This is a genomic window from Pseudomonas marvdashtae (assembly GCF_014268655.2).
In the GTDB taxonomy this organism is placed as follows: domain Bacteria; phylum Pseudomonadota; class Gammaproteobacteria; order Pseudomonadales; family Pseudomonadaceae; genus Aquipseudomonas; species Aquipseudomonas marvdashtae.
Window position 1 is genome coordinate 2895983 of the sequence record NZ_JABWQX020000001.1, and the last position, 18485, is coordinate 2914467.

General features: G+C 62.3%; 14 protein-coding genes. 5 read left to right on the forward strand and 9 right to left on the reverse strand.

Features of this window, described 5'->3' with window-relative positions; all coding sequences use genetic code 11:
- Positions 1-262 precede the first annotated feature (262 nt).
- The 4 genes from ligD to HU742_RS13005 are packed head-to-tail and all read right to left on the reverse strand — an operon-like array spanning position 263 to position 6424.
- On the reverse strand, positions 263-2896 hold the full coding sequence (gene ligD, locus HU742_RS12990) for a DNA ligase D (protein ID WP_186642745.1): 2634 nt from the start codon (positions 2894-2896) through the stop codon (positions 263-265).
- On the reverse strand, positions 2893-4056 hold the full coding sequence (locus HU742_RS12995; RefSeq protein WP_186642746.1) for a carboxylate-amine ligase: 1164 nt from the start codon (positions 4054-4056) through the stop codon (positions 2893-2895). Before HU742_RS12995 ends, ligD begins: the two co-directional genes overlap by 4 nt.
- Positions 4028-5029, reverse strand: coding sequence for a methyltransferase (locus tag HU742_RS13000; RefSeq protein ID WP_186642747.1), 1002 nt, complete (start codon positions 5027-5029; stop codon positions 4028-4030). Before HU742_RS13000 ends, HU742_RS12995 begins: the two co-directional genes overlap by 29 nt.
- A 9-nt stretch (positions 5030-5038) precedes the next feature.
- Positions 5039-6424, reverse strand: a complete 1386-nt coding sequence (locus tag HU742_RS13005; RefSeq protein WP_186642748.1) for an iron-containing redox enzyme family protein — start codon at positions 6422-6424, stop codon at positions 5039-5041.
- A gap of 264 nt (positions 6425-6688) precedes the next feature.
- Between HU742_RS13005 and HU742_RS13010 the strand changes: the two genes are divergently transcribed.
- Positions 6689-8032: a cation:proton antiporter gene (locus tag HU742_RS13010; protein ID WP_186632584.1), complete on the forward strand. Its 1344-nt coding sequence runs from the start codon at positions 6689-6691 to the stop codon at positions 8030-8032.
- Here the strand turns inward: HU742_RS13010 and HU742_RS13015 are convergent.
- Positions 8029-8565, reverse strand: coding sequence for a hypothetical protein (locus HU742_RS13015; RefSeq protein WP_186632587.1), 537 nt, complete (start codon positions 8563-8565; stop codon positions 8029-8031). The two genes, HU742_RS13010 and HU742_RS13015, sit on opposite strands and share 4 nt — an antisense overlap.
- A gap of 143 nt (positions 8566-8708) precedes the next feature.
- Between HU742_RS13015 and HU742_RS13020 the strand changes: the two genes are divergently transcribed.
- Positions 8709-8939: a hypothetical protein gene (locus HU742_RS13020; RefSeq protein ID WP_186632590.1), complete on the forward strand. Its 231-nt coding sequence runs from the start codon at positions 8709-8711 to the stop codon at positions 8937-8939.
- 91 nt (positions 8940-9030) lie between these two features.
- On the opposite strand, the gene HU742_RS13025 is transcribed toward HU742_RS13020, so the two are convergent.
- The 3 genes from HU742_RS13025 to HU742_RS13035 form a co-directional block, all read right to left on the reverse strand.
- Positions 9031-10968, reverse strand: a complete 1938-nt coding sequence (locus HU742_RS13025) for a hybrid sensor histidine kinase/response regulator (RefSeq protein WP_186642749.1) — start codon at positions 10966-10968, stop codon at positions 9031-9033.
- A gap of 68 nt (positions 10969-11036) precedes the next feature.
- Positions 11037-13349 carry an ATP-dependent DNA helicase gene (locus HU742_RS13030; protein ID WP_186632595.1) on the reverse strand — a complete coding sequence of 771 codons (2313 nt, stop codon included), beginning with the start codon at positions 13347-13349 and terminating at the stop codon, positions 11037-11039.
- Complete coding sequence (locus HU742_RS13035) at positions 13346-14998, reverse strand: VRR-NUC domain-containing protein (protein WP_186632598.1); 1653 nt, start codon at positions 14996-14998, stop codon at positions 13346-13348. Before HU742_RS13035 ends, HU742_RS13030 begins: the two co-directional genes overlap by 4 nt.
- A gap of 222 nt (positions 14999-15220) precedes the next feature.
- On the opposite strand from HU742_RS13035, the gene HU742_RS13040 reads away from it, so the two are divergent.
- The gene (locus HU742_RS13040; RefSeq protein WP_186610275.1) at positions 15221-15445 is read left to right on the forward strand and encodes a YgdI/YgdR family lipoprotein; all 225 of its coding nucleotides are present in this window, start codon (positions 15221-15223) and stop codon (positions 15443-15445) included.
- A gap of 71 nt (positions 15446-15516) precedes the next feature.
- Here HU742_RS13040 and HU742_RS13045 read toward each other — a convergent pair whose 3' ends face one another.
- Positions 15517-16404 carry a LysR family transcriptional regulator gene (locus tag HU742_RS13045; protein WP_186632601.1) on the reverse strand — a complete coding sequence of 296 codons (888 nt, stop codon included), beginning with the start codon at positions 16402-16404 and terminating at the stop codon, positions 15517-15519.
- A 131-nt stretch (positions 16405-16535) separates the two neighbouring features.
- Between HU742_RS13045 and HU742_RS13050 the strand changes: the two genes are divergently transcribed.
- Positions 16536-17999, forward strand: coding sequence for an MFS transporter (locus tag HU742_RS13050; RefSeq protein ID WP_186642961.1), 1464 nt, complete (start codon positions 16536-16538; stop codon positions 17997-17999).
- Between the two features lie 192 nt (positions 18000-18191).
- Positions 18192-18470, forward strand: coding sequence for a DUF1652 domain-containing protein (locus HU742_RS13055; RefSeq protein ID WP_186610273.1), 279 nt, complete (start codon positions 18192-18194; stop codon positions 18468-18470).
- Positions 18471-18485 lie beyond the last annotated feature (15 nt).

Sequence of the window (18485 nt, forward strand, 5' to 3'; positions counted from 1 at the left end):
CGAAACGTCGCACCGCCCCGCTACTGATCGTTCCCACGCTCCTGCGTGGGAATGCCGCCAGGGACGCTCCGCGTTCCGCTTCTGGGGGGGTGACGCAGAGCGTCACGGGATGCATTCCCACGCAGAGCGTGGGAACGATCAAACGATCAAAAAACCGACATCTCGTAGACGGCGCTCCAGTTTCCTGCGCGACAGCGCAGCGTCGCAGACGCGGCGGCCACTCCCTCGCCACAAAAGCAAACCGACCGCGAACATATAGGGGCTATTTAGCGGTTTTCTTCATGCCGATCCGCCGGCGCATCTCGGCGGTGATGCCCTGGCGGGTCTTCTTCAGATCCGCCCACGGCTCATGCCCGACCTCTGCCAGCCGCTCATGCACGTTGTGCACGTTCCACAAGTTGGCGCCCTTGAGTTCGGCCATTTCTTCGCGGTAAATCGGCACCGACACCGGCAGCCCCTCGCGGGTCCGAGCCGCGTAAGCGCAGATGGTCGTAGCGCCGAGGCCGTTGCGCAGGTAATCGATGAAGATCCGCCCTACCCGGTTTTTCGGCCCTGACACCGCCGAGAAGCGATCAGGCAACAGCTTGGCCATGTGACTGACGATGGCGTGACTGAAACCCTTGACCTCGTCCCAGCCAAGTTTACGCGTGAGAGGCACCACCACGTGGATGCCCTTGCCGCCGCTGGTCTTGAGAAACGCCTTCAGGCCCAGCTCATCGAGCACCGACAAGGTCAACTGCGTGGCTTCCACCATGCTTTTCCACGGCAATGCTGGGTCTGGGTCGAGGTCGAGGACAAAGCGATCTGGCTTGTCCAGGTCGATGGACGTTGCGTTCCAGGTGTGCAATTCCACGGTGCTCATCTGTACCGCGCCAATCAGCGCTTCGGCGTTATTGATGATCATCACCGGTTGCCCGGTCAGGTCCTTGTCCAGGCTGGTGATGCCGGGAATGCCCAGCCGCTCGGGGTTTTTCTGGAAGAATAGCTCGCCGGCGATGCCATCCGGCGCCCGTACCAACGCCACTGGACGGTCGGCCAGCTCCGGCAGGATGAAGTCGGCGACGCTGGCGTAATACTCGGCCAGCTGCATTTTTGTCGTGCCGCTGGTCGCATCGATGATCCGGTCCGGATGGGTAATGCGCACCTTGCCCTCCAAGGCCGGCGCCTGGGTGGTCTTGGGTTTGGCTTTGGCTTTTGCCTTGGGTTTGGCGGGTGCTGGTTCCGCTTCGTCCTTGGCTGCGGCTTTTTTCCTAGCGGCTTTTTCGACCGGTTTCGGCAGTTCCTGGGTAATTGCCTTCGCCGGCTTGTCGTTGCGCAAACCGTGGAACACCGCGTGGCGCACCGAACCTTCCTTGGTCATTTCGGCAAACGCCACTTCGGCCAGCAACTGGGGCTTGAGCCAGTGAACGCCCTTGGCGTCGTAGCCGGTGGGCGGGTTGACCACGGCGGCTTTTTTCGTTTCCAGTGGCAATAACTGCTGGTAGATGCTTTTTAGCGTGGTTTCGTTGAAGCCGGTGCCGACCTTGCCGGCGTAGCGCAGCTCACCGCTGTCGACGTCATGCAGGCCCAGCAACAGCGCGCCAAACGCGCTGCGGGCGCCCTTGGGGTCGCTGAAACCGACCACGACGAATTCCTGGCGATTCTTGCATTTGAGCTTGATCCAGTCGTTGCTGCGGCGCGACACATACGCACTGCCCTGACGCTTGCCGATCAACCCTTCCATCTGCATTTGGCAGGCACTGTTGAGCAGCGCCTCGGGAGTTTCCTCGAAGGCATCGGAGAAGCGCAGCAGCGGATCTTCGTTGGGCTCAAGCACGGCGGCCAGCGCGGCCCGGCGCTCTTCCACCGGGACGTTGCGCAAATCCATGCCGTTGAGGTACGGCAAGTCGAACAGGTAATAAGCGATCTTGCCGCTGCTGCCGGCGTCGAAGGCGTTTTGCAGGGCCTGGAAGTCCGGCACGCCTTGCTCATTGGCGACGACCATTTCGCCGTCGAGCCAGGCCGATTCCAATCCCAGCCCGGCCAAGGCCTCGGCCTGTTTCGGCAGTTTGTGGGTCCAGTCGTGGCCGTTGCGCGTGATCAAGCGCACATCGCCGTTGTCGATGCGCGCCATGACCCGGTAGCCGTCAAACTTGATCTCATAGAGCCAGTCACCACTGGGTGCGCTTTCCACCAAGGTCGCCAGTTCCGGCTTGAGGGTCTCGGGGATCGGGCCGGCCACCGCGCCGCTGAGGGTGGTCTTCGCGCTTTTTTTCGGTGGCTTCGGTTTGGCGGCTTTTTCCGGCTGTTTCACGGCTTTGGCGGCGGCAGCCTTGCCCCGACGCTTAGGCACGATGGTGCGGTCGCTGAGCACGCTGTCCGGCTCGGCCTCGACCACGTCGTACTCGCTTTCCGGACGAGCTGCGTCGTCCTGGTGCTTGATCAGGAACCATTGCTCCTGCTTCCCTGGCATGTGGGTGCGCACCAGGTTCCACAAGCCGGCGAGTTTTTCCCCGCGCAGTTCGAACTTGAGCCGGCCCTTTTCGTAGGCTTCGTGCACATCGCCCTGTGGGATCCACACGCCACGGTCCCAGACGATCACCTCGCCAGCGCCGTAGTGCCCCTCCGGGATACTGCCCTCGAATGTGGCGTAATCGAGCGGATGGTCTTCGACGTGCACGGCCAGGCGCTTGACCTTCGGGTCCAGGGACGGTCCCTTGGGCACCGCCCAGCTCTTGAGCGCGCCGTCCAGCTCCAGGCGGAAGTCGTAATGCAGTCGCGTGGCGTCGTGTTTCTGGATGCAGTACTGCAGGGCGTGGGCGGTTTTCGCCGACTTGCGCGAACGCTTCGCCGCCGGCTCCGAGGTGGCGGCGAAATCGCGCATGCGGTTGTAATCATCAAGGGTTTTGCTGGTCATGGGCCACCTGCAACTTGCGCAAGGGTGGGATCGGCCACGGGCATGCCCGCGGTTTCCGACAGCAGTTGATCGACCACTCGACTCAAGGCCTGCTCGATGGTATCGCCCAACAACAGGCCCTGTTCATACAGGACCACTTGGCGATCGGCGCTGGTGCCTTCCTGGATGATCCGGCGGGCTTGCTTGAAAACGTCCTGCACGCCCAGCGCCGTCGCGGTGTCGGCAAAGGTCTGCTCGGCGAGGTTCAGCCATTCGCCGATAAGCATGGGTTGATCCTGCCCTTCAACGATGAACTCCGCGAGGATGCCGTGGCGCTTGGCCCGGTAGCGGTTTTCCTTGAGGATCCAGTGGGACATCAGGCTGTAGTCGGCCCCCGGTTTGGGCTGAGCGACGGCATGGGCCACCATCAGGCGAAACAGCGATACGAGACACAGGACATCGTCGATTCGCGGGCAGGCATCGCAGATGCGCAGCTCGAGGGTCGGGTACCGCGACGAAGGCCTGAGCACCCACCAGCAGTCGCTGGGCTGGCGAATGGAACCGGTGCGCGTGAGCATGTCGACGTAGCCATTGAATGCCGGCTCGCCGTCGAAAAACTCCGGTATACCCATGCGCGGCCATTCATCGCAGGCCACTTGGCGATAACTGCTGAAGCCGCTGTAGGCGCCATTCCAGAACGGCGAAGAGGCACTCAATGCCAACAGCATCGGCAGCCAGGGCAGCACTTCGTTCATGATCCGGACCCGGTCTTGGCCGGTCGGCACCTCTACGTGCACGTGCAGGCCCGACAACACACTGCGTCGCGCCACCCGCTGGTAATCGTCGAATAGTTGCTGGAAATGCAACTCGTCGGTGGGCTGCAAGCCAACGGTGGTCATCGGATGTGAGCCGGCGCTCAACAATCCCAGGCCATGGGGTGCGAGGCGTCGCGTCAGGCCGCTACGCACCTGGGCCAGGTAATCGGCCGCCTCGGCCAGGCTCTGGAAGATCGGCGAAGCCATCTCTACCTGGCTCAGGAACATCTCGTGGGCAAAATGTTCGCCCAGCTCCTCCCGGCATGCCGCAACCGCCGCCGCGGGAGGCTGGTCGGGCATGCGCCGGGATTGCAGGTCGGTGATGAAATATTCTTCTTCAATGCCGAACTTCAGACGCCTGTTCATCGATGTTCCCTCCGATACCCGCACCCGTGCGGGTGACAACCAACGCCACCACGGCGATCCTTTCCACGTCCTGGTAACCCGGGGTCAGCAATTCCTCGCCGAAGACGTCCGGGTCCAACTCCCTGTAGGTCCAGCCGAACTCGGCCGAGTCGCGCCACGCGCCCAGGGCTTCGAGGAACGGATCGCGGCCATCGACCATCGCCACACCGGTATAGAGCACCAGCGAACCGCCAGGCGTAAGCCGGGGCAACGCCTGCTCGACGATGCGCAGCGACAACCCGGCGCCCAGTGTCCCGCCGCCATGGCGGTAGGCACGCTCGGCCGGGTCGGCCATGTAAGGCGGATTGGCGACGATCAGGTCGAAGCTGCCGTCCACGTCTTGCAGCACATCACTGTGGGCAATCTCGACGTTGGCAACCTCAGCCAGCGCCGCGTTGACCGCGCACAGGCGCAAGGCCAGGGGATTGATGTCCACCGCCAGGACCTGAGCCTCGCGCCGGGCGCGGGCAATCACCATCGCCCCGACGCCGGCACCGCAGCCAATGTCCACGGCCCGATGCACCGCGCTGAAGTTCTGTTGCAGATGAGTGTGGATCAGTTGGGCAAAACGGTAGCTGTCCGGACCAAAAAAAACCGCATCGGTAGCCTGCGTAGGAAACGGCGAATGAGCGAACAACATGCCGTCCAGGCTCGACCAGCGTACGCGGCTGTAGAGCAGGCCATCGCGCGCTTCGAGCACTTGGGCGTCCTGCAATTGGCGCTGTTCGTCGGCGGAGACCAGCCCCGGCGCAAACGGCCGCGACCAACCGAACACGTCTCGCAGGGTCTTCGAGCGCTCGTTACCGGGCCGTTGGTTGACGCGTTCGTGGGTCAACGGTGTCGGGGTGATAAAACGGTAGCCGTCGGCGTGCAGGCGACGACCCAGTTGCAACAGCGCCAGGTCAGGTTCGGACAGGCGATCTTCCTGATTCATGCAAGGCTCCTAACGAAGGGCGGATTTGAGTTCGATGAAGCGGCGGGTCGCCAGCAACCCGGCCGGATGGCTGTGGCAGCGGGCCGAAAGCCAGGGCGTCAGGATCTGCATCTGCTCGTCGGGCGCCTTGCCCCGCAGCGTTTGTTGCAAGTTCTGCACGTCCGGGTCCTGCGCTGGTGTCGGCGGCTCATGGGCCACGCCATGACTGCGACGGGCTCCGGGGCGGCCACGCTCGTCCAGCCAGTCACCGGCGATCCAATCGTGCAGCAGCTGTTTCTCATAGGGGCTGAACACCCCGAACATCGCGGCGCCGGCGCCTTCGATGAGGGTCCAGAACCGACTGTTTTGCGGGTCTTCGTGACGCCGGATCCAGCCTTTGCCCTGCATGGCCTTCAGGAAGCCCTCCAGTTGCCCGGGTTCCGCCAGCCATTGATTGACGGTCCGGCCTTCGAATTTGCAGTAGTCGGAATGCATGTGCTGGCCGAACGGGCGCTTGCGCTCGAGCATGTCAAGCAGTTCGCGATCCAGGTCAAACGACTCGATGACCGCACGACTGCCCTGCCCCAGATCATTGAGGCGATAGCCCCGGGTGACCCGGCGCCAGAACGATTCGCGGTCCGCCTCCATCGGCATCAACTGCATCAGCGACTGCACGGCTTTGTGGGCGTGGCCGGTGCTGGCGTTATCGATGGTCACGTGCAGGGTGAAATAATACGGGTCAATGTCGAGTTCGCTCAGCTCGTAGGCGCTGATCAACAGGTGCAGGGGCAGTTGTTCGTAGCCCAGGTTATAACCAATGACTTCGGGCAGGTAATCATCGCCGGCGTAGCCGAGGGCCAGTTGCACCGCGCCTTGCAGGTAGCGATCGTCATCGATGTCGGGCATGTCCGGCAGGCCGTGTTCGGCGAGCAATTTGCGGTAGAGCACCACATGGTTCTGCGCGGGCACGCCGTCACCGAGTTCTTCCAGATAGGTGCACAACAGCCCCTCGAAACGGTGGTCATGCCAGTGTTTGAGCACGCCGTACAACCAGGCGCCGTCCACCAGTTTGGTCGGCGCCACGGACTGGAGGAAATACAAGGCGTGGGCCTTGCTGGTGAAGAACTCCCGACGGCCGCCGTTTTTCCGACGTTCCAGGTAGTCGGCATATTGCAAGGCCACGTCAGCGCTGTGCTGCTCGACCCAGGCAAGCAACGCCGCGGGATCGTCGGGCATTTCCTGCGGCAGTGCGCCGGCCTGTTCGAGGCAGGGTTGCAGGAAGGCCTGGGCGACCGCTTGTTTATCAGCATCGTCGGGGCCTTGCAGCAACCGCTCGTAGCATTGGCGCACGTTACCGACCGTGGAGAATGGCTGCGCGTCGGCAGGCCGGGATTGAAGGGGTGTCAGCGCAGTCATAAGGGCCTCTTGGAATTCTCGGCAGGACGCTGGATCAGTACGTCTCTTCCTTTGCAGAGCCCTGCGCGGGGGAAAAAATTCCCCACAATCGAAAAGCGGCCGGATAAACGGAACCGCCTTCAGAAACGCGGAACCCTCGCTTCGCTCCGGCCCTCGAACCCTAGGCAACGACGACTCCTCCATGTAGCGAGGCAGCCTTTTGTGGTGAGCCACAGGGAATCGTGGTCATTGCCACCCGACACAGGCGTTATTCAAGGAGCAACCATGATCTTCACCGTGTGGGTGGCCGTGCTCGGAGCCGTGTTGCTGACCCTGGCCCTGACGTCTTCCTACCTTCGCTGGATGCCGGTCACGACTTCGGCGGTGTGCCTGGCCTTGGGCGTCGCCATCGGGCCGGCGGGGCTCGGACTGCTGAGACTCGAAGTCGATGATTCTTCCGTATGGATGGAGCACCTGACCGAAGTCGCGGTGGTGTTCTCGCTGTTTGTCAGCGGCCTCAAGCTGCGCCTATCGCTCAAGAACCGCAGTTGGCGCGTGGCCTATGGCCTCGCCGGCCCAGTGATGATCCTGACCATCGCCGGCTTGTGCCTGGTCCTGCATTATCTGTTTGGCCTGGGCTGGGGAGTCTCGCTATTGATCGGCGCAATGCTGGCGCCCACCGATCCGGTGCTGGCGGCCCTGGTACAGGTGAACGATGCCCGCGACGATGACCGCGTGCGTTTCGGCCTGTCCGGGGAAGCCGGATTGAACGACGGCACTGCATTTCCCTTTGTCATCCTTGGCCTGCTCATGCTGCGCGAACCCGACGGCGGTTTTCTCGGTGAGTGGGCTTTACGCAATGTCTTGTGGGCCGTGCCGGCGGGCTTGCTGATTGGCTATTGGCTGGGGCGCGGCATCGGTCGACTGACCTTGTCGATGCGCATCAAGAACGCCGACAGCACCTTGTCGCCCAATGACTACCTGGCCCTGGCCTTGATTGCCCTTGCCTACGTCGCGGCGGAAGCCGTCCAGGGCTACGGCTTTCTCTCCGTTTTCGCCGCCGGCCTGGGGCTGCGTCAGGCCGAGGTCGACTCCGGCGATGAAGACGCGCCACCGGCCGAGCATCTGGTGCAAGCGGTGGTCGGACACGAAACGGTGGATCCCGAGCAGGCGGTGGTGGGCGACGCGCAGGGGTTGGACGACGGCCAGGTGGCGGCCGGTGTGATGATGAGCGACATGCTGGCGTTCGGCAGTTTGGTGGAGCGGTCCATGGAGGTCTTCCTGGTAACGCTCTTGGGGGTCGTGCTCGCCAGTCACTGGGATTGGCGCGCCTTGATCGTCGGCGGACTGCTGTTCGTGGTGATACGCCCGCTGAGCGTGCTGGCGATGCCTTGGGGGCGCTTGTTGAAAGGACCGCAACGGATGTTGATCGGCTGGTTCGGCATCCGTGGCATCGGCAGTCTGTTCTACCTGTTCTATGCCTTGAACCATGATTTGCAGCCAGAAGTCGCGGCGCTGTGCATCGACCTCACGTTGTCGGTGGTAGCGCTGAGCATCCTGGTGCACGGGGTAAGCACCCAGCCCGCGCTGGCCTGGTATGAGCGCCATAAAGCGAAGCCCGACGATTAGCCGCCCGGATCGGTGACTTGGATGAACACTGAGTACACCCCCAGCAGCACCCAGAACGCGGCAAAAATCCACGGCGTGCGCAACGAAAACAGCAGCGACTTGCGATAGCCCTTGTGCGTGGACTCGCGCTCGCTGAACAGCGGCGATTCATCGTAGGCCAGACCCATCAGCGGTTCACTGCGCAGCAGTTCGCTTTGCTTGAAATGCCAATGATCGATGATCTCGTAGGCGGCGCGGATGCCCGGCCAGGCATTGAGCGAACTGAGGAAACCCAGCAGCGCCAGGAATGGCGGCACGATCAGCGTAAACAGCTTGCCCCACTCCGGATTGAGGTTGGCCATGCAGGAGGCGAAGGCGATCACCAGGAAAGACTGGGCGGTCAGGTAGGCATCGGTTCGATTGGCCAAAATGCTGGTTTCGTACTGGATTTCCCGACGGTAAAAGTCCAGCCGTTCCTTGGGCGAGCCGAACAGCTTGGCGTTGTGCTCGGTGAGTTCTTCTTCCGGGGTCTGGCGGGTAAGGATTCTGGGCATTGCGTAAGTTGTCCCTCGGCGTGGTAGAGGGCCATTAGAAGGGAGCGCCGCGAGGCAAGTTCAAGCGGATGGACCAAAGGTCCGAGGAAACGCTACGGCGCCGTTGGGGTCTCTAAAGACAACGAGGGCAAGAGGAAAACCGCGTGGATTATCTGGGATGGGTCCAATGGCCCGCGATGGGGGTAACGGTGCTGGCCGCTTGGCTGATCGGCTCACGCCAGCCGCGCCGGCGGGTGGCGGGATTCAGCTGTTTTATCGTCAGCAATATCTTGTGGGTGGTGTGGGGCCTGCATACCAGCGCTTATGCGCTGATCGTCTTGCAGTTCTGCCTGTGTGCGATGAATTTGCGCGGGTTCAAGAAAAACACACAGTAGTTCAAGTGCGTGGCGCCCACGGATTTTGGGGGTCGCTACGCAACCCAGCGGGAGCAAGCTCCCTCGCCACATTGGATCTACGCCGGGTGTTTTATTTCATTGTCTGCCCAATGATCTGCACCAGGTCGATCTGTTTGAACGGCTTGGTCAGCCGTGGCAGCTCGGTGGCGAAGCCTTCCAGGCGTTCGGCATAACCGGTCGCGAGGATGATCGGCAGGTTCGGCTGGCGCATACGCAGCAACTTTGCCAGCTGCGCGCCATCCATTTGTGGCATGGCCATGTCGGTGATCACCAGATCGATGTCCTGGTTGCGCTCATACAACTCCAGCGCCTGGGCGCCCGACGGTGCGCAGAGAACCCGATGGCCCAGGTCTTCGATCATCAGGCGGGTGCTGGTCAGCACCAGGCTGTCATCGTCCACCACCAGCACGCGCAACTCCTCGACCGGGGGCGCCTGCGCCGGCGTCGCAGGCGGCGTCTGCGCTACCGAATCATCCGCCACCGGCAGCCAAAGCTCGGCGGTGGTGCCGACACTTTTTTCGCTCCTGAGTATCAGCCTTCCGCCCAACTGCTCGGCGAGACCATGCACCATGGACAAGCCCAGGCCGGTGCCCTTGCCCACGCCCTTGGTGGTGAAAAACGGATCAACCGCCGAGGCCAGCGTCAGCTCATCCATGCCCTCGCCCTCGTCCGTGATCGCCAGGCAAATGTACCGCCCGGGGGCCAAGGGCTTGTCCAGTCCCGTTACCTCGGTCGCCAACCGTTCCTGCGCCTGGATGAGTATCCTGCCGCCGTGTGGCATGGCGTCCCGGGCGTTGGTCGCCAGGTTGAGGATCGCCAGTTCGAGTTGATTGACATCGGCCAGCACCGGCGCCAACGCCTCGGCGAACTGGGTCTGGATATGAATCGAAGGCCCCATGGAGCTTTGCAGCAGACCGCTGATGCCCTGCACCAACGCCGACAGCTCCACCGATTCGGAGGTGAGCTTCTGCCGGCGGGCAAACGCGAGCATGCGCTGGGTCAGCGACACGCCGCGAAGCGCGCCTTGGGTCGCGTTATCCAACAGCTGGCTGAGCTTCGGCTCGCTGGGCATGCGCTTGCGCACGATCTCCAGGTTGCCGAGGATCACCGTCAACAGATTGTTGAAATCATGGGCGATGCCGCCGGTAAGCTGCCCGATGGCTTGCAGTTTCTGGGACTGGAACAGCGCCTCGCGGGCCTGTTCAAGGGCCTGCTGAGCCTGGGTGGCATCGGTGATGTCGCGGGTGATCTTGGCAAAGCCCAGCAGCGTTCCGGTATCGCTGCGAATCGCATCGATGACCACATGCGCCATGAATCGCGTGCCATCCATGCGCACGCGCCAGCCCTTCTTTTCGAACCGGCCCTCACTGGCGGCGATGCTCAGGGCACGCTGCGGCTCACCGGCTTCGCGGTCTTCGGGCGTATAGAACATTGAAAAATGCTGGCCGATGGCTTGCGCCGGCAAGTACCCCTTGATCCGCTGCGCGCCCTGGTTCCAGTTGGTCACCTGGCCATCCGGGTCGAGCATGTAGATGGCGTAGTCGGTGACGCTCTGCACCAACAGACGAAACTGTTGCTCGCTTTGCTTGAGGGTTTCTTCGGCCATCTTGCGATCGGTCAGGTCGCGGGTGATCTTGGCGAAACCGAGCAGTTCTGCGCTCTGGCTGTCGATGATCGGATCAATGACCACATGGGACCAGAACAGCGTGCCGTCCTTGCGCACCCGCCAACCCTCGCCTTCGAAGCGCCCCTCGCTCACGGCCGTATCCAGCGCCCGCTGCGGCAGGCCGGCGGCACGGTCCTGGTCGGTGTAGAAACGGGAAAAATGCTCGCCCAAGATCTCGGACTCTTCGTAGCCCTTGAAACGTCGGGCGCCGGAGTTCCAACTGGTGATGATGCCCGAAGGGTCAGTCATGTAGATCGCATAGTCGACCACCGCGTCGATGAGCAGTCGAAAGCGCTGGTCTTCACTGATGACGGGGGCGGTCTTTGGGTCGTTCTCAAGCATGGTGGCCGAGGAATCCTTGGGGATTTTCGTGGAGTATGAAACAAGTCCCGCGCCAGGAAAAACCTGCTTTATGTGGGGTTATGGTGATATTTGTCGGGGGATGGGGCTTGTTCCGGCCTGACCGACCACCATTGCGGTAGCAGCCGTTGCACCTTGGCCTCGCCAAACCGGTCGTCGATGAGCATGACGACGCCTTGATCCTGCTGGGTGCGGATGACGCGACCCGCCGCTTGCACGACCTTTTGCAGGCCGGGGTACAAATAGGTGTAATCGTAGCCATCGCCAAAAATGACCGCCATGCGTTGCTTGATCTGTTCGTTGACCGGGTTGAACTGCGCCAATCCCAAGGTGGCGATGAAGGCGCCGATCAGTCGCGAACCCGGCAGATCGATCCCCTCCCCGAACGCACCGCCCAGCACCGCGAAGCCGACGCCCTGGCTGTGTTCCATGAATCGGTCGAGGAACGCCTGGCGAGGCGCCTCGCCCATGCCGCGCGATTGCGTCCAGGTGACAATGTGCGGGTGCCGTTCGGCGAACAGTTCGGCCACTTGCTGCAAATAATCGAAGCTGCTGAAGAACGCGAGGTAGTTGCCAGGACGTTCTTCGAACTGGCGCGCCATCAGCGCGACGATAGGCTCCAGGGATGCCTGGCGATGGGCAAACCGAGTGGAAATCCGGCTGATCACCTGCACATCCAGCTGTTGCGCCTGGAACGGCGACTCGACGTCGATCCATACAGTGTCGGCCGGTGTTCCCAGCAGGTCCGCGTAATACTGGCGCGGGCCCAGGGTCGCGGAAAACAGCACGCTGCTGCGCGACGCCGTGAACCTGGGCCGCAGGAAACCGGCCGGCACGACGTTGCGCAGGCATAACGTGGAGAGGCTGCGCTGGCGACCGGACTCGCGCTTGTGGATGTCGAACAGGAAATGCTCGTCGAACGACTCCGCCACGCGGCCGAATTGCAACGCGTCGAAGTAGAACGCTTGCAGCCCGCTGTCGAGTCCCTGGGGATGGTCGTTGAGGTAATCACCGAAGGCCGTGACGCAGGATCCCAGCGCCTGGAGCAGCTTTTCCGGGGGTTTTCCATAGGCTTGGTAAGCGGCGATTTGCGGTTCATGCAAGGCGTTCCACTGCCGATTGACTTTCTGCAGCGCCTTCTTCAAGGGCGCGGGCGCGGTTTTCAGCACCGCCGTCAGCGCCGGCTGGTCAAGGGTCGCGCTGTACATCTGGCGGCCTCGCTCCACCAGGTTGTGCGCTTCGTCCACCAAGGTCGCGACCGTCCAGGCATTGGCCTGGGCAAGGCCGAAGAGCAAGGCGCTGAAGTCGAAGTAATAGTTGTAGTCGGCCACCACCACATCCGCCCATCGGGCCATTTCCTGGCTCAAGTAGTACGGACAGACCTCATGAGCCAGCGCGATGTCACGCAACGCCGCCTGATCGAGCAGCGTGATCTGGCTCGCCGCCTCGCGGGCCTGCGGCAGCCGATCGTAAAACCCGCGGGCCAGGGGACACGACTCGCCATGGCAGGCTTTGTCCGGATGCTCGCAAGCTTTGTCCCGGGCGATCATTTCCAATACCCGCAGCGGCAGCGCGGGGTCGCTTTGGGTGATCAGCCGAGCCGCGTCCAGCGCCAGCTTGCGTCCCGGGGTTTTCGCGGTGAGGAAAAATACCTTGTCCAGGCGCTGCGGCGCGAGAGCCTTGAGCATCGGAAACAGGGTGCCAACGGTCTTGCCGATCCCCGTGGGCGCCTGGGCCATCAGGCAACGACCGGTGCTCACGGCCTTGAACACCGACTCGGCCAGGTGCCGTTGCCCGGGCCTGAAACCGGCGTGGGGAAATGCCAGGGCCTGGGCCCCCAGGTTACGTGCCAGGCGATGGCCCATTTCCTGTTCGGCCCAGGCCAGGAATAGCGCGCACTGCTGCTCGAAAAACGCCTGGAGTTGCGGCGCGTCGAAGCTTTGCGCCAGGCAGGTCTCCTTTTCACTGACAATGTCGAAATACACCAAGGCCACGTCGATGCGCGGCAGTTGCAGCTTCTGGCACATCAGCCAGCCATAGATCTTCGCCTGGGCCCAATGCAACTGGCGATGGTTGTCGGGTTGTTTGCCCAGGTCGCCCCGGTACGTCTTCACCTCTTCGAGGCAGTTGCGGACCGGGTCGTAGCCGTCCGCCCTGCCCTTGACTTTCAGCGCGTGATAGACGCCCTCCAGGCTCACTTCGGCCTGATAGCCCTCACTGCGCCGCGATGCCACGGTGCGGTGGCCGACAATGCCTTCCAGCGCCGTGGGCGACGGGGTGAAACGCAGGTCCAGATCGCCGACCTTGGCAGTGAATTCACACAACGCCCGGACCGCGATGCTGTAGCTCGGCGCCTCGGTCATGCGCCCTGCTCCGCCCATTGCACGTAACAGACTGCAACGGGCATCCGGTGCTCATGGCAGAAGTCCAACCAGCGCAATTGGTTGTCCTGCAGGCGATCACCCGGGCCTTTGACTTCAATCATGCGGTAGGTCTTGTGCTGCGGCCAGAACTGGATCAGGTCGGGCATGCCGGCGCGGTTGGCCTTGATATCCAACAGCAGGCGGTTGAACCAGTGCCTGAGGTGTTCAGCCGGCAAGCAATCGAGCGCTTGGTCCAGCAGTTCCTCGGACAGCGCGCCCCAGAATACGAAAGGCGATTGCACGCCCGATTTTTCTGCGTAGCGGCGGCGGATGGTGTGCCGATAGCGACCGTCCTCCAGCTCGGCGAAACACGCCGCGAACAGCTCGGCGCGGCGGTCATGGAAATCTTCATGGAGCAGGTCCACCGGGCCGCGCTGGAACGGGTGGAAAAAGGCGCCCGGCAGCGGCGCGAAGATCGCCGGCCAGCACAACAGGCCGAACAGCGAGTTGACCAGACTGTTCTCGACGTAATGTACCGGCGCGGCCTCATCATGCAGATGCGCCTGGACGCAATACTCCACCGACAGGGCCGGGTCGACGCGGGGCAAATGCAGGTCCAGCCGCTCCACCGCCCGAGCCATCGCCCGTGGCACCGGTGGCCCACCCAGTTTGCGTCGCAATCGAGGCACTATCCTCAGCACGGCCTGATGTTCGGCGCCATTTTGCGGCGACTGGGCTGCCGCTTCGCCCAGCTCGAGGGCCAACGCATATTCGCCGATCCGCTCCAGCACGCGGATCATCCGCAGCCGCGCGCCGGGGTACGTGCAATCGCGATAAATGCGCAGGGCCAAGGCAAAATCGCCGATACGCTCGCCGTGCTGGCCGATCTGGAACAACAATTTGCCCCGGCGGCGCTCCAGCCAAGGGTTGTCCAGAACCAGGCTGTCGACCTGGGTGACGATCGATTCGAGCGGCTCGCCAGCCTCGAAAGCTTGCTGGCATTGATGCAGGAAAAAACACGCATTGATGTCCTGTCGGCTGCGCAATCCCCGCGATTCGACGCTGAACTCGACCGTTTCATAAGTAAAGATGCCCAGGTCCGCCAGCACGAACTCCGACCAGTCCTGGTAAAGATTACCGAAAAACATCAGTCGCAAGCGGTCGCATAGCGCCATGACCGTGACGCTGAACAGTCGATCCTCGAGCTGAGGGCACCAATCGCGAAACGGCTGGGGTTGGCTGCAATGATCGCTCAATGCTTGCAGCCATTGGGTCTTCTTCGCCTTGGGGTGCTCGATCAAATGACCCAGGCAAAGGAGGACTTCCTGCTTGAGCAACACGTCAAACAGCTCGACCAGAGTAAGATCGGCGTGCTCCTCGACCCAGCCCAGCGCCAACAACGGCGCCACGGCGAGGTCGATTTCGCCGATTTCGCCGTAGTGCAGTTTGTTGCGGCGAAAGTGCAGCCCCTTGCGCATCACCAACCGTACCAACAACCCCTGGGACGAGCGCGGCAATGCCGAGAAATCCTCGATGAAGCGCAGTTCTTCGCTGCCGAGCACATCGGCGTAACGTTGCGTCAGCCATGCGAGTACTCGCTGGAAGTTGTTCAGATAGTAAAAGGGATCGTCGAGGGGGTTGGCTGTCACGGAAAAGCGCCACGCATGCGGGAAGTACTGGTTATGCGTACAGATATCAGCTACTCGCGGCCCAAGCAACTGCAAAAGATGAGCGGTCTTCTATATTTAAAGGTGAAATCCTTCAATCGGCGATGAACTTTCCTACGGCAAGCGAGACCAATGGCGGTTAACTCAGTGATGGCCTGGTCGAATCAGCCAGGCTCGCGTCTTTTTGACTAGAGGTTATGGACTATGAACATCAGGTTTCTCGGGCTGCCCTTGGTCGCCGTGACATTCCTGGCGCTGGCCGGCTGTTCGACACCGACCGTAGTGACCTTGCAGAACGGTACCCAGTATTTGACCGAGGACACCCCCAATACCCGTACCGCCGACGGCTTCTACGAGTTCGAAGACATTTCGGGCAAGAAAGTCCGGGTGCGCGCCGATGAGGTGGCGACGATACGCAAGGAAGACTGACTGTAATCGAGCCCTCTCCGTGAGGGCTGGCCTCTTCTGGCCCGGGGCAAACCGGCCCGAGCCTGTCAGCATCACGCACACACCTCCCGCAGACAGCCCCTTAGCCAACGGTGCACGGGGTCGGCATCCATCCGCGGGTGCCAAAGCATGGCAATGGTGAATTCGGGCACCGCCACTGGCAGCACGAAACTGTGCATGCCAATTCGCAAACGGGCGGTGTAGCGTTCCGGCACGCTGGCGATCAGGTCGCTTGAACGGGCGAGGCCCAGCGCGGTGGAAAAGCCCGGTACGGTGGTAATGATTTGGCGAGTCAAATCCATCGAGCCCAGGGCCTTGTCGATCAGGCCATGCTCAAGGCCACGCATGGAAACTCCGATGTGCTGGCCCGCCGCATAGTCGGTAACGTTCACCTCGCCCCGACTCAGGGGATGCCCCGCCCGCACCACACCCATCAGGCGGTCGGTGAACAGCGCTTGCGTGCGCAGCTCCGGGCGGGTGTCCTCGCCCACCACGGCGGTCTCCAGATCCACGCTGCCTTCGCGTAGCGCCGTGCTGTCGCGGTCCGCCTTGTCGACAAAACGCAGCCTAATTCCAGGGGCTTGCCCACCAATGTGGGCAAGCAGCTCAACCGCGAAGTTTTCCACGAACCCTTGGCGGGTGCGCAGCGTGAAGGTGCGGTTGATTCGTCGAAGATCCGGGGCCTGCACCGGGCGCAGCGCCGCCTGGACGTCCTGTAGCAGTTGACCGACCTGCTCGCGCAACTCCTGCGCCCGTGGCGTCGGAACCAGCCCACGCCCCGCCCGTACCAACAATGGATCACCGGTCGCCTGCCGTAGACGCGCCAGCGCTCGGCTCATGGCCGAGGGGCTCAATCGCAGCCGTCGGGCCGCACCGGCCACGCTGCCTTCGGACAGCAAGGCGTCAAGGGTAACGAGCAGGTTGAGGTCAGGTGTGGACATGGTCGGCCCCGGATCTGATAGATGGCGTTTGACGCAGCTATAACATGCAACTCGTGCGTCTTCCGTCATGTTATGCCTCGGCGTACTGTTCCGACAGCTCCAATGCGAGAGCAGCAAACAGAGGGAACATGATGAAGCCAGCCGATACAGAGCAACGCGTGCTATCGGACGCATTTCGCCATCAGGGTGTTTCTACACGCTGGGCCCTGGCCAGCCTGGCACTTTCCACACTGCTCGCCGCCTTGGGCGCCAGCGTAGCCACCGTGGCCTTGCCGGTGCTGGCCCAGGCATTCGATGCATCTTTCGCGCAGGTGCAATGGGTGGTGCTGGCTTACCTGCTGGCGATCACAACGCTGATCGTCAGCATGGGACGCCTGGGAGACCTGATGGGCCGCCGCACGCTTTTGCTGATGGGCATTGCGTTGTTTACGCTAGCGTCAGCCCTGTGTGGCTTGGCGCCCTCGTTGTGGTTGCTGATTGCCGCCCGGGCGCTGCAAGGCCTGGGGGCGGCCATCATGATGACCCTGACGATGGCGCTGCTTGGCGAAACGGTCGAGAAGTCCAAGACCGGTGCCGCGATGGGACTGCTGGCCACGCTATCGGCGGTGGGCACCGCCCTGGGCCCGTCGGTAGGTGGCCTGTTGATCAGCGGGTTCGGTTGGCATGCGGTGTTCCTGATCAACGTGCCACTCGGGCTGCTGACGCTGCTGCTGGCTTGGCGATCCCTTCCGGCCGGACCCACGGCAACAAAGGCCGGGCATGTGCGCTTCGATGGCCTGGGCACATTGCTCCTGGCAACGACGCTGGGCGCTTATGCCTTGGCGATGACGCTTGGGCGCGGGAGCTTTGGTGGGTTGAATGCCGGATTGCTGCTGACGGCAATCCTCAGCGGTGGGCTATTCGTCCGGGTGCAGCGTCGGCTGGGGTCGCCACTGATCCCCTTGGCGATGCTTGGCGACCGTTTGCTGGTGTCGGGCCTGGCGACGAATGCGCTGGTCGCAACGGTGATGATGGCGACCTTGCTCGTCGGGCCGTTCTATTTGTCCATCACGCTCGGCCTGCCTTCGGCCATCGTCGGGCTGGTATTGGCAGCGGGACCGTGCGTCGCGGCCCTTTCCGGGGTTCCCGCCGGGCGCCTGGCTGACCGATTCGGTGCGCGCCCCATGCGGCTGGCCGGGTTGGCGACAATGGTCCTTGGCACCTCGCTGTTGTCATTGCTCTCCCCGGCGCTTGGCATCGGTGGCTATGTCGCTGCGATCGTGGTGACGACCCTTGGCTACGCGATGTTCCAGACGGCCAACAATACGGCGGTGATGGCACCCGTCGCCGATAACCAGCGCGGCGTCGTCTCGGGTCTGCTGAACTTGTCCCGCAACCTCGGCTTTTTTACCGGTGCCTCGGTGCTCGGCGCGGTTTTCGCGGCCACGCTTCCGACCAACGGTATCTCTACAGCCAGCCCCGACGACGTTGCAAACGGCTTGCACATGACCTTCGGCGTAGCGCTGGCATTGACGGCCCTGGGATGGCTTATCGCGTTTAAACACCGCGTCCCAGAGCCATCGCAGGCCTATCAGGAAAGCACAGGCGAACGATGATGGCACTCTGAACATTTGCCTTTAGGTCATGACGCAGATCAAAAAAACTGAACCAATCGCCAAACGGACTGAAAAAATCCACGTGACGTTCATTTTCAGGTGCTATTTTTAGTTCTCATTGGTAGAGCCATGATGGCTCTTCCTTCCTGACATGAGCAAAAGGAAGCGCTTGATGAAGAAGGCGGGCCGCAAATGAATAAAGGATCTTTCAGCAAGGTGACGTTCCCCAATGCCTGCCAATTGATGCGCTGGCATTTCCATCCTATGGGCTTCGAAGCCAGCATGGACGCGCCAGGCAGCATGGTTGCCCGGTTGTTCGACCGCGCCAGCGGCGAAACCATGATCGCGATTGCAGGCATTCCCTGCGCAACCGTAATGAACGCTCCCGACGTCGAGCGAATCATCGAAGCGGTGGAAGCCGAGCTTGAAGCCTTCGTGCCGCCAGTTGGCTTGCAACGATTCGCCTCCTGACGCGTCCTGGCAAAC